This is a genomic window from Clostridium frigoris (genome assembly GCF_018861865.1).
Taxonomy (GTDB): domain Bacteria; phylum Bacillota; class Clostridia; order Clostridiales; family Clostridiaceae; genus Clostridium_AD; species Clostridium_AD frigoris.
Genome location: NZ_JAHLDV010000009.1, coordinates 1 through 14,431, shown reverse-complemented (window position 1 = coordinate 14,431; position 14,431 = coordinate 1). Strand labels below are relative to the sequence as shown.

General features: G+C 29.2%; 13 protein-coding genes. All 13 read right to left on the bottom strand.

Annotated features, from left to right (window positions below):
* Positions 1–4 precede the first annotated feature (4 nt).
* The gene (locus KPL37_RS06495) at positions 5–1,390 is read right to left on the bottom strand and encodes a glycosyltransferase (RefSeq protein ID WP_216146908.1); all 1,386 of its coding nucleotides are present in this window, start codon (positions 1,388–1,390) and stop codon (positions 5–7) included.
* Positions 1,391–1,419: 29 nt separating this feature from the next.
* Positions 1,420–2,571, bottom strand: a complete 1,152-nt coding sequence (gene cps2T / locus KPL37_RS06490) for a beta 1-4 rhamnosyltransferase Cps2T (protein WP_216146906.1) — start codon at positions 2,569–2,571, stop codon at positions 1,420–1,422.
* Between the two features lie 37 nt (positions 2,572–2,608).
* Positions 2,609–3,238 carry a CpsD/CapB family tyrosine-protein kinase gene (locus KPL37_RS06485; protein ID WP_216146904.1) on the bottom strand — a complete coding sequence of 210 codons (630 nt, stop codon included), beginning with the start codon at positions 3,236–3,238 and terminating at the stop codon, positions 2,609–2,611.
* A gap of 26 nt (positions 3,239–3,264) precedes the next feature.
* Positions 3,265–3,933, bottom strand: coding sequence for a YveK family protein (locus tag KPL37_RS06480; protein ID WP_216146902.1), 669 nt, complete (start codon positions 3,931–3,933; stop codon positions 3,265–3,267).
* A 56-nt stretch (positions 3,934–3,989) separates the two neighbouring features.
* The gene (locus KPL37_RS06475; protein ID WP_216146900.1) at positions 3,990–5,021 is read right to left on the bottom strand and encodes a glycosyltransferase family 2 protein; all 1,032 of its coding nucleotides are present in this window, start codon (positions 5,019–5,021) and stop codon (positions 3,990–3,992) included.
* 106 nt (positions 5,022–5,127) lie between these two features.
* Positions 5,128–6,153, bottom strand: coding sequence for a glycosyltransferase (locus KPL37_RS06470; protein WP_216146898.1), 1,026 nt, complete (start codon positions 6,151–6,153; stop codon positions 5,128–5,130).
* A gap of 13 nt (positions 6,154–6,166) precedes the next feature.
* Complete coding sequence (locus KPL37_RS06465; RefSeq protein ID WP_216146896.1) at positions 6,167–7,135, bottom strand: glycosyltransferase; 969 nt, start codon at positions 7,133–7,135, stop codon at positions 6,167–6,169.
* 48 nt (positions 7,136–7,183) lie between these two features.
* Complete coding sequence (locus KPL37_RS06460) at positions 7,184–8,695, bottom strand: oligosaccharide flippase family protein (RefSeq protein ID WP_216146879.1); 1,512 nt, start codon at positions 8,693–8,695, stop codon at positions 7,184–7,186.
* A gap of 14 nt (positions 8,696–8,709) precedes the next feature.
* Positions 8,710–10,791, bottom strand: coding sequence for a glycosyltransferase (locus KPL37_RS06455; RefSeq protein ID WP_216146877.1), 2,082 nt, complete (start codon positions 10,789–10,791; stop codon positions 8,710–8,712).
* 162 nt (positions 10,792–10,953) lie between these two features.
* The gene (gene rfbC / locus KPL37_RS06450; protein ID WP_216146875.1) at positions 10,954–11,511 is read right to left on the bottom strand and encodes a dTDP-4-dehydrorhamnose 3,5-epimerase; all 558 of its coding nucleotides are present in this window, start codon (positions 11,509–11,511) and stop codon (positions 10,954–10,956) included.
* Positions 11,512–11,519: 8 nt separating this feature from the next.
* A complete protein-coding gene (rfbB, locus tag KPL37_RS06445) occupies positions 11,520–12,578 on the bottom strand; it encodes a dTDP-glucose 4,6-dehydratase (RefSeq protein WP_216146873.1) in 1,059 nt (352 codons plus the stop codon).
* A gap of 38 nt (positions 12,579–12,616) precedes the next feature.
* Positions 12,617–13,540 (bottom strand): glucose-1-phosphate thymidylyltransferase RfbA, encoded by a 924-nt coding sequence (rfbA, locus tag KPL37_RS06440; protein ID WP_216146871.1) that lies wholly within the window; start codon positions 13,538–13,540, stop codon positions 12,617–12,619.
* An 85-nt stretch (positions 13,541–13,625) separates the two neighbouring features.
* A complete protein-coding gene (locus KPL37_RS06435; protein ID WP_216146868.1) occupies positions 13,626–14,294 on the bottom strand; it encodes a sugar transferase in 669 nt (222 codons plus the stop codon).
* Positions 14,295–14,431 lie beyond the last annotated feature (137 nt).

Sequence of the window (14,431 nt, the reverse complement as noted above, 5' to 3'; positions counted from 1 at the left end):
TCTCCTATCCTTTAATCAGACCTAAGTACAATTCCATTATATCCAATGCATGTTTTTCCATTGTATAAATACTTGCTAGATTTAGTATATTATTATTAATATAAGATAGTTTTTCTCTATCCTCTATTATAGATTCTAATTTTTTATATAATTCATCTTCGTCGGCTTTTATTACGATACCAGTAGTTCCGGATTTTATCATATCTTTAAACCCTACAAGATCAGTTAAAATTACAGGTACAGCATAAGAGAATGCCTCAAGTGCTATATATCCAAATGTCTCATACCAGATACTCGGAACTATCAATACATCTGTATTCTTGAATAATTCCTCGAGATCAGAATAAACATAGGTACCTTTTATCTTTACTTTCCCCATAAACTCATCTATATTTATATTTACATTTTTCCCATAAACATTCAAGTTCCATTCGCGAGTATTATTTTTCAGTAGTTGTCTAAGCACATCTAATAGAAAATATAACCCTTTATACTTCTCTATCGATCCAATATATGTTATTTTTAATGGTTCTTTGCTATCACTATGTTTTTTTACTCTATTATCCTTTATATTTGAATGAGAAATATTAATGACTTTACTATTTACATTATTTATATATTTCTCATATGCATGCTTCGCTACACTACTATTATAATGAATAAAATCAATGTTATTAAGTATGTCAATGGAATTTTTTCTAAACCTAACATATCCATTAGCCGATGGGTTATTTTTGTTTTTTTTCTCTTCATTTACTAACTCAATTTCTGTTAATTCATGATTTTTTTTAATAATTAATTTCTGTTTATAAACTCTTAGCTTTTTTATGATACTACTATTCTTTAAATATCTATATGTTCGTGACTGCATAAAGAATACCAACAAATTACTATATCCATTTCTATTGCATGTTATACAGTTTTCTCCATTATGATATTCCTTGCATATTTCCCCTTGCAAATCAATAAGATTAACTTTAGGGCATATTCCAAAATAATCATGAGATGTAAATATGGTTTTAATATTCAATTCCTTTGCAGCTAATACGAGCTCTTTATCTAAGCCCATCAATGTATGTATATGTAAAATCTTTACTTTTGTCTCTTTTAAGAAATCTATATACACATTTATATCTCTATCCTTAAAATATGTCTCTGGACTTGGTATTCCGCTAAGTAGTGGAATACCAATTGGGTTTAGTATTTCATATACTTTAACACCCTTAAATGATTTATTCTCATCAATTCTCAATTTTTTATCTAGAGTGAAATGTCCAGGATATAATAATGTAACATTATTATCACATGCAACTTGTTTTAACATAAGATCCACAGAATATTTAGTTAATCCTCCAGTCCGAAGTGGAGGTAATCCAAGAGAATAATGCAATATTTTAATAAGTCGACGCCTCCTTAAACTTATAAAAAAAGCTCTTCGTAATCATGAACGATCTTGTCCCAAGAATAAAAATCTTTTATTCTATTTGTAGCTCTTGTAGACATCGCTAAAGTCTCATTTTCTGTTAGTTTTTCAGTTTTGCTTATTAAAGATGCTAAACTGCCATCTTCATTACTAAAATACATAGCTCCGTTCTTTCCAACTTCTTTATTAAAATTAACATCTAAAAGCAAATTAATATCTGTACTCGATAATGCTTCAAGAAGTGAAGGATTTGTTCCTCCCACTGAATGTCCATGAATATATGCAAATGCTTCTTCTCTTATCTTTTTTAGAAGTTCATTATCATAAACAGTTCCTACAAATTTTATTCGCTTATCACTAGTAAAGTTAGTGACCTTAAGTAACCTCTCATAAAACTTATTTTTCTCGACGTTTGTAATTATAACAAGGTTCTTATCAACATCCGATTTCATAAACTCTCTTATCATGGTTTCATAACTGTTCTCTGGTACAAACCTACCAACAATTAAATAATATTCTTTCCTTTTTATTAAAAAATCGTCAAAAAAGCTTGTTATACCATCATCCTTCTCCATTAGCTTGGATCTTTCAATCTCCGCTCCATAAGCTATAAATGTAGTTTTAGGCTTATACACAGCATACTCTGTGTTTATATAATCCTCTATACCTCTTGAATCACATATTAGTAAATCTGCATGTTTTACCATCAATTTCTCAGAAAACTTCCAATAATTTCTCACTGGCATACTCCATTTGCTACGTTTCCATTCATGTCCATCAGGATTTATATAAAGCTTTATTCCCAAATCTTTTAGTTGTTTCTTGTAAAATGATATAAATGGACCAATGCGACAAGCAAGAATAAGAATAATTGAATTAGATAATTTCTTTTCCTTAATATACTTTATTGATTTGCTTAAAGCCTGCAAATCATATAGTATTGCTTTGGCACTGCCTATGTCTTTTACATTAACATTAAAACATCTTGCTTTATTATAATAAAACTCTTCTTCTTTAACATTTAAACAGGCCACATGATACATGATATCCTGCCTTTTTTTATAAAGAGTTAATTTATCTACGAAAGTCTCAAATCCGCCATAATTTGATGGTATTCCTTTAGACCCTATAATGAATATATCTGTCATTTGTTTACACCTCTATTTTTGTTTTATAAAATTACCTTTAGTTAGTTTTATTTAAAAATACGCCTATAATATTGGCATCCACCTTTTGAAGAATTTCTTTAGCTTTCTTAGCAGATTCTCTTTCTGTTTTTCCTGATTTAACAACAAGAACGCATCCATCAGTGTATTTTGATAAAGCCTCGACATCAGCCCCTAAATTTATTGGAGGTGTATCAATAATTATATAATCAAAATTTTTCTTTAATGATGTTATAAATTCATTAAATCTCGATGATACAAAAAGTTCCGCATAATTTAATATTACTGTACCTGAGGTCAGTATAGATAAATTCTTTTGCCTCGTAGTCTTAATTATTTTTTCAGCCAATACATCTCCAGATAGATAATTTACGAGACCTTTATCATTTGTTAAATCAAACAAATTATGTATATTGGGTTTTTTTAGATCACAATCAACAAGTATAGTTTTTTTACCACTTTTTGCAAGCGATAGTGAAAGATATGCAGCAGTGGTTGACCTGCCTTCACTACTTTCAGCACTAGCTATCATAATAACCTTTTTTTCACTGTCCGCGTTTAGCAACTGTATATTTGCTTTTAATTCGCTAAATGCCTTTGAATTAATTGAATCTAAATTAAGATACTCTGTATATTTTGTTTCTCCCATTAAATCCAGCTCCCTTCTACTTTATATTAAATGTGTGTCTTATTTCTTTTAGGTAAATTTCCAAGAACATGTAGTCCTAAATATTTCTCTACATCCTCTTTACTCCTAATCTTTTCATCAAAGAACCCTATAAAGGTTACAATAAATACAGAAAGGAATAATCCAAGTAAAAATGCTAGTATTACATTTAGAACTTTAAATTTATTGTTTACAACATCATTCTGAGCTGAACTTTCCATTACTTTCACTGTCTCTGTTGGATATAATCTCTTTACTTCTTTTGAAAAAGAAGTAAAGACCGCGTTAGAAATAGCCATAGACTCCTTTTGCGATTCTCCACTAGTTGTAATTGTAAGTATTGGAGCATCAGCTGATACAGTTATCTCATAACTCTTTTGAATTTTAGAAACAGGTAAAGTAGCCTTTAATATTGCGCAAGCATTCTTTGATATAGTACTTGAGTTTGCAATTTGCTCAAATGTAGGTCCTAATGTTACAGCATCAAGTATATCTGCTCTATTACCTATTACAACACTTGTTATTGTTTGATACATCGGTTTGGAACTTTTCATTGAATGGTAAGTAATTAAAGTTGCTGTTAATGTTGCTAATATTGTTATCAGCAATATAATCCATTTTCCTCTTTTTATAACATTTGTAAATTCTTTATATCCTTTTGTAGTCTCATTGTTCATTTTAATACCTCCATGGTCATTGTTCTCTTTATAATATTATTTTATTAATTTGTAATTTAAAGACCTTTTATATTGTTATATATCAATTTGATCCTTACTAAAAACAATATCAATAGAACATTTTTTGATTTCATAAACTTAATAAGTAATTTATGGAATTTTCCAATCACATTAGAATTGTCTAAATTCTTTCTCACTTCTTCATTATCTAATAATTTTAATATTTCTTTGAATTTACTTTTCAAGCTTAAATCACTTTTAGAGTAAGCTATCCTATAAAAATACTCAATTATACGATAAGTAAAATGAGTTGCTTGGTACTGCATTGCTACCTGATTGTATTTACCCCACTCTTTAAGTTTACCTACGATAGTATCATTTTCGCTTGACACAATATCCAAATAACTTTCTGAATATTTAAGCCATACTGGATTTGCATTCTCAATTCTGTAATTATATAAAGCTTCTGAAATGACGGTGCATTTGTTTATGTGCTGATAATAATTAGCATTAAATATTGTGTCTTCCCCACGTTTATAATTCTCAAATTTCAAATTATATTTTTTTATGATCTCTGATTTGTAAATCTTATTCCAGAGAGTATCTCCAATTTCTTCTTCTCTAAGTAAAATATAATTTTCCAAAATTTCATCTTTTGTCTTAAAATTATGTTTATTAGGTAATACCGTGGTTTTTCTTATGATTTCTCCATTTTTATCTACAAAAACATTGGTTTGGCCTGATATAACTAAGTCAACATCATTGTTTTTTATATTTTCATACATTTTTTCAAATAAATTATCCTCATACCAATCATCACAATCTAAAAATATAATATATTTACCAATGGATTCATCTATTCCTCTATTTCTGGCAGCCCAGGTTCCTCCATTTTCTTTGCTAATTAATTTTATTCTAGAATCAATCTTTGCATACTGCGTGCACATTTCCTTACTATTATCAGTAGATCCATCATCTATTATTATTAATTCAAAATCCTTAAATGTTTGATTTATTATCATCTCTAAACACTCTTTGATATATTTTGCTCCATTATAAATTGGAACTATAATACTTATCTGCACCATACTAACACCCCTTAATAATCACCATCGGTACTTTAATAATCACCTATGGTGCTTTTAATCATAACCTTTAATTATTCAAAATTCTATTGGTAATAATAGCAATGTTTTATCTCATTACATTTTTAAGCTTGTACAATATGGAGAAAATAAAACCATAAGTTCTTGTCTTTATAAGTAATATGTTAACTTTATCTTTAAGTAATAACTTATCATTACTTATTACTTCTGAAATTTTTATATTATCTATTTCTTTTGATACTATTTCTTTAAACTCAAAGTAACATTCCTTATCTCCAGTTTCACAGCTTTGTATATAGTATTTATTATGTATAGCCCATAATGTTTTTATCAAATAAACTCTATAATAATCGATTAACTCACCATAAATAAGTGGGTTCTTTGTTATAAAATCTCTCATTATATAACATCCGTCTATCATATCTTTCATTGATTTAATTGAAAATGTTCTTGTAAGTGATAACTCTCTTTGCCTATAATAGTAAAGTGGTTCTACCATTGAATAAATCTTATTTGCGTTTGCAAGTAATAAAAACCCAACTGGAGTATCCTCACATACTACAAAATCCGGAAATGAAATTTTATTATCAAGAAAAAGCTCTCTTTTATGTAGTTTATTCCAAACATAACCCTTGATATCATTTAATAAAAACATCTTAAGAGCATCGCCTTTATCTATGTACCCTGCTTTATCAATTCCTTCTACTTCGTTATAATTAGAATCTTGAGTATCTTGTCCTTCTTTATACAGTATGTAATTACAAATAACTATATCAGCATTTCCACGAGTAGCTGCTTTATACATTTTTTCAAACATATCAGCCTTTACAAAGTCATCACTATCAACAAATGCTATATATTCACCCCTTGCTGCTTTCAGCCCAGCATTTCGAGTTTTACTAATACCACTATTCTTTTGATTTATAATAACTAATTCAGGGTATTTCTTTTTATATTTTTTAAGTATTTCATAACAATTATCTGTAGAGCCATCATTTATTACAATAATCTCTTTATTATCAATAGTTTGATTAATAACACTATCTAAACATTTTGGCAAAAACTCCTCTACATTGTAAACAGGTATTATAATACTGACATCAACTCTATTCAAAAAAACATTCCCCCTAATTGACCTTCTTTATATACATTAGTTTCTTAACTTTATGAAAAGTGATATCCGTAAGTAAAATTCGTAAATATTTTGAACTTATACAGCTTTTTAAAATTAAATAAATTCTATAAATATTATTTTTCTTCTTATATAGTTTTGATTTAGTAAGTCCTTCTAATGCTAAACTATATCTTTTTTCTTGATGTTCATTAATTTTAATGTTTTTTAAATCTTCTACTGTTTCTTTTTCATGCCCGTATTTAACTCTATCTTTATACATCTTAACAACGTGTTTTGAGTATAAAAGTTGCTGTAGGGAATTACTTTTGGATATTCCACTCTGTCTAACTCTATATCTAACTAAAAACTCATTAGTATTTCCGAGTATAAATCCATTAGTTATAAGTCTTAATAGGAAGTCATAATCCTCTGCACATGTAATTTCTCTATAACCTTCATTTTTATCTATACATCCTTTCCTAAAAAACCAAGTTGGATGATTAATAAAATCTACATTTAGAAGGCAACTCCTTATTAATTTCATATCCTCTGGCATAATTTCATCTCTATATAATTCCGTGCCCTCTTCATCTATATTAATACATCTAGCACCCATAAAATCTACATCTGGATGACTTCCCATATACTCCATTTGTTTATCAATTCTACTTTTTATTGAAATATCATCTGCATCCATTCTTGCTATAAAATCACCATTAACATAAGTTAAAGCTTTATTTAAGCTCCTAACTAATCCAATGTTTTTTTCATTTTTAAAAAATCGTATTCTAGAATCTTTTTTGTTATAAAATTTAATTATATTCTCTAACTTCTTATTATCCGGATTATCTAAAATAATAATAAATTCTAAACTTCTATAACTTTGATTTAATATTGATTCTATCGACTGCATTAACCATTTTTCTTCTTCGTTATATACACTCATAATTACAGACACTAATTGTTGTTTATTAAATTCCATTAAAACACCCCATTAAATATTTTGTCTAAAACTCCTAGTGATTTAAATTTATTGTTTAATCCGACCTTTGTTCAAAGCTGATATAAAGATCCTCTTCTCATATTTATTAAATCCCATAACCCAAAAAACCATGAAATATATTATTGTGAATAAAGCACCAAACATCAGTATCGAAATATACGATGTCAAACTAAACAGGGACAAAGCTAAGAATCCTAAACCAAATGCTATGCTTGTTGGAAATACTAATTTTAATATGTTCATCCAAAAAAATTTTATATCTAGCTTTATAACAAATTTATAATATATATTGTTTGCTACGGCATTTATGATCATGCCTATTGCAGTACCAATCGCACAACCCATACCTTGATATTTTTTCACAAGTACTATTGATATAATTATGTTGAATATTGCAATGGTAAGATATATGTACGCTTTCACTCTATGTTTATTCATTGCTTCTAGCATTGTCGCAAAGAGTGATTGAATAATTGAAAATATTTGTGGAAACATAAGTACTATTGCAATGAGATAACAATATGAATACCCCTCGCCAACCCATGTTATGATAAACTGCTTTCCTACTAAAACAAACCCTACAAAAATATAACTACATATATAGTATTGGATTCTACCTATTTTTGTTAATAATTTCATTAAGTCATTTTTATTTTCCTCGCCAGCCACCATCTTTGTTAACTTCGGCAAAAACATACTTGATAAAACATTGGATAATGATAAAAAGTATGTATTAAATTGTGATGAAACTGCGTATATAGCAATTGGTGCTGCACCAACAAACATTGCTATTATAAATTGATCAGAATTCCAATATATTTGATATGCTATTGCACTTAAAAACACGAAAAACGAGTAATTAAATATTTCTGCAAATAGTGCTTTATCAAATCCGGCAAATTTTATTTTTAAATTAAGTATTTTAAAACAATAAAAAACATTAGTTAGACCAAGCAAGATATTAAACACCGTTGATCCTATAACCATTCCAAACGCTTTAGAACCAAATAACAATACAGTTATCATAATCGCTGGATTAAGTATTGTTCTTATTAGATTAATTAATTTTATATACACAAATTTTTCATGTGCTGTTATTATTGAGTTAAATATACTTAAAGGAAACGATAATGATATATTAACTATAGCAACCATAAACATTTGCTTAGTTCTATTAATCTCATCAAGACTTAAACTTTTACTCATGATTTTTCCTAAGTTGAAATAAATTATTACTCCGACAATCATGGATATCAAGCCTAAAATTAAATACAGTGATAAAAACATTCCATTTACTTTTTTTCGTCCATCCTCATTCTTTTCTATCATATATTTAGAATTGTATCTAATAACTGCATTTCCAAATCCTAAATCTAGAAGATAAATATAAGCTACTATTGAATTTACTAAAGAAAATAATCCATATTCAGATTTCCCAAGCTTGCTTAACATAAATGGTGTATACATCAATGAAATTACATTTCCTAGTATTATAGTTATGTATGTTATAATTACTGCTTTTTTTATACCATTTTTCAAATCTTACTTCACCTCTATTTCATTACTTCTAATATTTTCTCATAATTCTTCATAGCGAATGAATTATCATACCCTTTAATTTCAATCCCTTTAAGTTCTTTTATCAATTCAGGAATCTCCTCTATATCATTTACAAATTTTATATAATTCAAATCTTTAAGCCACTCGTATGTATCTTTAACTTTGTGATTGTAATTTGCGATAACAATACAAGGTGTTGATGTAATTGCACAAAATACCATTCCATGTAACCTGTCAGTGATAACTACTTCTACTTTTTTAAATTGGTCCCATTTTTTATTTAATTCTTTTTCTCTTTGATTAACATTAATCATATATTCTAAGACTTTATCTTCATTTGTAATATACTCAGCCACAGTGTCTGTGATAATTATATTATCAAAGGTTTTCTGGGCCATATCCTTAATTTCATCTTTTTGTATTTGAGTTAAAACACCTTCTCTATCTTTCCTAAGACTTAGCAAAGCGCCATTTCGCTCTTGCACCGGGTTTGTTTTATTTAAATACATAACAATATCTGGCGTTAAAATTACATTATTACTGGGAAATGCTTCTTTCATAACATTGTATGATGTATCTTCTCTTGCAATTAAAGTTAAATTTTTATGTGCATTATAAATCATTTTAGTCTTATCAAACTCTAATTTCCCATTTTCAGTGTCTTTGAAATATATTGATTGTGGGAATAAAATGATTTTATTATCTTTAAATTCAGAAATGATTGTTCGTCTTCCTTCTTCTTCCCAGAAATACTCATTTCCTAAGTTTCCACCACCATGTAACATAAAAATATCATCTTTTTTAACATTCTTTTTTAAATTTTTTATATGCTTAATTAGATCCACAGTAGTAATTTCTATAATTGTAAAGTCCTTAAAATTATCCTCTAACATCTTATTTTCCGCGTATACGATAGCTTGATCTCCCAAATTGCCATGATTAGGTGTTCCTATAAGTAAAATACGATTTTGTTCGGCCTTTGTTTCATATAAATATTTTGTTTCTTTAGATCCTTTATCGCATAATTTAATATATTTTATTTTATTTAAAACTCTTTTTGAAATAATTGGTTTTAATAAATTTATGATTTTTGTCTTGTTTACCTTATACCTTGGGTAAGTTGTAGTATAGAAATTAGAATAATTAGCTATAAACATTAAGGAAAGTTTCTGTTTTAATCCCATTTCATCACTATTTTTTAAAATAGAATAGTTTTGTTTCAATTTATCTATAATTTGATTTATTTGAATAACATAATCATTCTTGCCATAATCAAGCAACAACATATCATTTAAGCAAAAATGTAATCTATTAAATAGCTGCTTGTCACACATGTCACCCAGTAGTGGTTCTAAGCTTTTTATGTATTCTAAACACTTGATATTAGCTAAGCAATAATCATATCTTTTACTAGCAGTGTTGCTACCACAGATACTATCACCTCTTAGCAAATAATAATATTTAGGACTTTTTATATCCACAATTTTTTTTGATTTTGAAAACAATTTATATGTAGTAAATATATCCTCATAATACTTTCCCTCTGGATATCTAATATCATCGAATAATTCTTTCTTATAAAGCTTATCCCATGCAAAGTTTTTCATGCCACTATACTCATCAAGAACTAGTTCTGATAATGCCTCACGTCTTGTAAATACTTCAGCCTTTTCACTATCTGAGATTGTTGTTATTCTATCTCCATCTACAATATATCTACCACAAACTGAAATATCAGCCTTATGATAAGTCAAAGCATTATATAATGATTCATACATATCATTTTCTATCCAATCATCACTATCAATAAATCCTAGATAGTCACCACTTGCAATCTCTATTCCAGCATTTCTTGCAGAACTTAATCCGCCATTTTTTTTATGTATTACTTTTATCCTTTTATCTTTTGATCTATACTCATCGCAAATTTCCCCACAATTATCGGGGGATCCATCATCAACAAGTATAATTTCAAGATTTTCATATGTTTGGCCTAGTATACTATCAACACAGTTTCTTATATAAACCTCGACATTGTAAATTGGTACTATAATTGAAATCAAGGGGTTGTTCATTAAATCATCTCCTTCGGAGCTGCAACTCCTATCTCTTTAAGTTAGTCATCACCTATGGTGCTGTCCATCATTTGTAGTGCTGTATTATAATCTATAATACTATTATTATCTACGGTGATGGTCATCTTATTCAAATATGCAATATAACGACATAAAATGTCGTTAGAATATCACATTTGTAACTTTTAGACCTTGTGCTTTTTTATCTTTGTCTGAAAGTAATACTTCCTCTATACCAGCTAGTGGCCACTCCACTGCTATGTCCAAATCGTTCCAAGCAATTGAGCCTTCAAATTCAGGATGATATAAATTAGTACATTTATATACAAAAGTTGCTTCATTTGATGTTACAAGGAACCCATGTGCAAAACCTTCTGGTACATAAAACTGCCTTTTATTCTCTCCGCTCAGCATTACGCCAAACCATTTACCATAAGTTTGTGAATCGGCCCGTAAATCCACAGCTACATCAAATACTTCGCCGCTTAGAACTCTAACAAGTTTTCCTTGAGAATACTCTCTTTGAAAATGTAATCCCCTAAGTACTCCCTTTTTAGATTTAGATTCATTATCTTGAACAAAAACCATATTAAGCCCTGCTTCTTTAAACTCCTCATAGTTGTATGTCTCCATAAAATATCCTCTGTTATCTCCAAAAACTGTAGGTTCTATTATATATAAATCCTTTATTTCCGTATCAATAAATTTAAATTTTCCCATTATTTTTCTTATACTCCTTTATACATGTTTTTATAGTACTTTTGGTACTCTCCAGTCGTAACATTTTTCATCCATTTTTTATTATCAAGATACCACTGAATTGTTCTCTTTATTCCTACCTCAAAAGTAGTTTCAGGATACCATCCAAGTTCATCCTTTATTTTAGTCGGATCTATTCCATATCTTCTATCATGCCCTAATCTATCTGCAACATGTTTAATTAAATCTTGTGTTATTTCCTTATCTACATTTTCATTTAAATATGAAATAATGCTATTAACTATTAATATGTTTGTTTTTTCATTATGACCACCAATATTATAAACTTCTCCAAGACGTCCACTCTCTATTACCATATCTATTGCTTTGCAATGATCTTCTACATATAACCAATCCCTAATGTTTAGGCCATCTCCATATACTGGTAAATCTTCATGGTGCAAACAATTGTTTATTAGGAGCGGTATAAGTTTCTCTGGAAACTGGTATGCTCCATAATTATTTGAACATCTAGTTATGTTTATTGGCATTTTATACGTATCAGAATATGCCTTTACCATTAAGTCACTGGCAGCTTTTGATGAAGCGTAAGGGCTATGTGAGTCTATAGGTGTTGTTTCCACAAAATATCCAGATTCACCAAGCGAACCATATACCTCATCTGTTGAAACCTGAAGGAATTTTGCACCATTCTTAAAACCATTTTGGGTTTCCCATGCATTTTTTGCACAGTTTAAAAGATTTACTGTCCCAAGTACATTTGTTTTAACAAATATCTCTGGTTCTTTTATGCTTCTATCCACATGTGATTCTGCTGCAAAGTTTACAACATAGTCAAAGTCATATTTCTTAAATAACTTCTCTACTAATTCCTTATCACATACATCTCCTTGAACAAAAGTATAATTTGTTCTGTCTTCAATTTCTTTAAGGTTTTCCAAATTTCCTGCATAAGTCAGCTTGTCAAAATTTACTATTTTAATATCCTTTGAATATTTATTTAACATGTAATGAACAAAATTTGATCCTATAAATCCTGCTCCACCTGTTACTAGGTAAGTTTTCATATTGTTTTCCTCCAAATTTTATCCTTGTTATATATTATTTATTTTATTTGCTCAATATTAGCTAATTCTTTTAATGCCGCTATATTTGTTTTTTTATATTCCATAGCAATATCCATTAAATAATTTCCATATCCAGTTTTTAGAAGCGGTAAAGCTAATGCCTTAAGTTTTTTCATAGTTATCCACCCTTTTCTATAAGAAATTTCTTCAAGGCAAGATATATATGTTCCTTGTGTACTCTGAACTGCCTCTACAAAATTTGAAGCTTTAAGCATTGAGGCATGAGTTCCTGTATCAAGCCAAGCAAGCCCTCGTCCAAGTAAATTAACCTTAAGTTTTTGCTCCTCCAAGTACATTCTATTTAAATCGGTAATCTCAAGTTCTCCACGCACCGACGGTTTTAATTTTTTAACTTTTTCTACAACAGTGTTATCATAAAAATATAATCCCGTAATAGCATATTTAGATTTAGGGTTTTCAGGTTTTTCTTCAAGTGATAGTGCATTTCCTTCACTATCAAACTCAACAACTCCAAATGAAGTTGGATCATTAACATAATATCCAAAAATGATAGCACCCTCCTCAAGAGCTGCAGCCTTATTAAGACTTTGAGAAAAACTTTGTCCCCAAAATATATTATCACCGAGAATCATAGCTACCTTATCACCTGCAATGAAATCTTCCCCAATTATAAATGCTTCGGCAAGTCCATTAGGTTTTTCCTGAACTGCATATTCTATTTTAAGTCCCAATTTACTGCCATCATTAAATAACTCCTTAAAACCGGGTAAATCCCTTGGCGTTGAAATTATAAGTATTTCTCTTATCCCAGCTAACATTAATACAGATAACGGATAATAAATCATTGGTTTATCATATATCGGCACCATTTGTTTTGATACTGCTTGCGTAACAGGGTAAAGCCTTGTACCTGAGCCTCCAGCTAATATAATACCTTTCATAATTATATTTCCTCCTCTTATAATTTACTAGGTTCAAACCACTCCTTAATTCTAAAAACTCTAAACTTATAATTTAGAGTTAACCTTACCTTGCACCCTCATCTCCAAACAAAACTCCTACTGTCTTAAATATAAGGGTTATATCTATCCATGTATTTCTTTCTTCTATGTATTCAACATCCATTTCCATCCACTCTTCAAAACTAACATCACTTCTACCTCTAACCTGCCAATAGCAAGTTAAGCCTGGTTTAGCAATTAATCTTCGTTTTTGAAAAGGTGTAAACTGCACTACTTCTTTGGGCAAACTTGGTCTTGGTCCAACCAACGACATTTCCCCTTTTAATATATTAAAAAGTTGTGGAAGTTCATCTATACTTGTTCTACGTACAAACTTACCAACCTTAGTTATTCTAGGATCATCTTTCATCTTAAACATAGGTCCTGACATCTCGTTTTCATTTTTAAGTTTCCCTAAAAGACACTCTGCATCGCTGCACATAGACCTAAACTTATACATCATAAATTTTTTTCCATCTCGTCCAACTCTACTTTGAGCAAAGAAAACAGGCCCCTTTGAATCAATCTTAATCCATATAGCAACAATAATCATAAGCGGACTTATTAATATAACTCCGCTTAAAGATCCAATAACGTCAATTATTCTTTTTATTATAAAATATCCTAGGCTTTTCTTGTATTCGCAAGTTTCCTCTGTCTCTATAACTTCTGAACTTCTTTGCGGTTGTTGCATCTATACATCCCCCCCTTTTATAAAATGAGATTTCACGGAAACTCCCTAGTTCCTGTGATTACTCATTTTTAGTATCATTAATTTTTATTGATTCCCCCATTTTTTTTGCATAAAACACTTGACAAGTCTGTAGAATT

Excerpts from the sequence above, each read along its gene's own strand:
- cps2T (WP_216146906.1), bottom strand. The coding sequence starts at position 2,571 with ATGACAGATATATTCATTATAGGGTCTAAAGGAATACCATCAAATTAT.
- KPL37_RS06485 (WP_216146904.1), bottom strand. The coding sequence starts at position 3,238 with ATGGGAGAAACAAAATATACAGAGTATCTTAATTTAGATTCAATTAAT.
- KPL37_RS06480 (WP_216146902.1), bottom strand. The coding sequence starts at position 3,933 with ATGAACAATGAGACTACAAAAGGATATAAAGAATTTACAAATGTTATA.
- KPL37_RS06475 (WP_216146900.1), bottom strand. The coding sequence starts at position 5,021 with ATGGTGCAGATAAGTATTATAGTTCCAATTTATAATGGAGCAAAATAT.
- KPL37_RS06465 (WP_216146896.1), bottom strand. The coding sequence starts at position 7,135 with ATGGAATTTAATAAACAACAATTAGTGTCTGTAATTATGAGTGTATAT.
- KPL37_RS06455 (WP_216146877.1), bottom strand. The coding sequence starts at position 10,791 with ATGAACAACCCCTTGATTTCAATTATAGTACCAATTTACAATGTCGAG.
- rfbC (WP_216146875.1), bottom strand. The coding sequence starts at position 11,511 with ATGGGAAAATTTAAATTTATTGATACGGAAATAAAGGATTTATATATA.
- rfbB (WP_216146873.1), bottom strand. The coding sequence starts at position 12,578 with ATGAAAACTTACCTAGTAACAGGTGGAGCAGGATTTATAGGATCAAAT.
- rfbA (WP_216146871.1), bottom strand. The coding sequence starts at position 13,540 with ATGAAAGGTATTATATTAGCTGGAGGCTCAGGTACAAGGCTTTACCCT.
- KPL37_RS06435 (WP_216146868.1), bottom strand. The coding sequence starts at position 14,294 with ATGCAACAACCGCAAAGAAGTTCAGAAGTTATAGAGACAGAGGAAACT.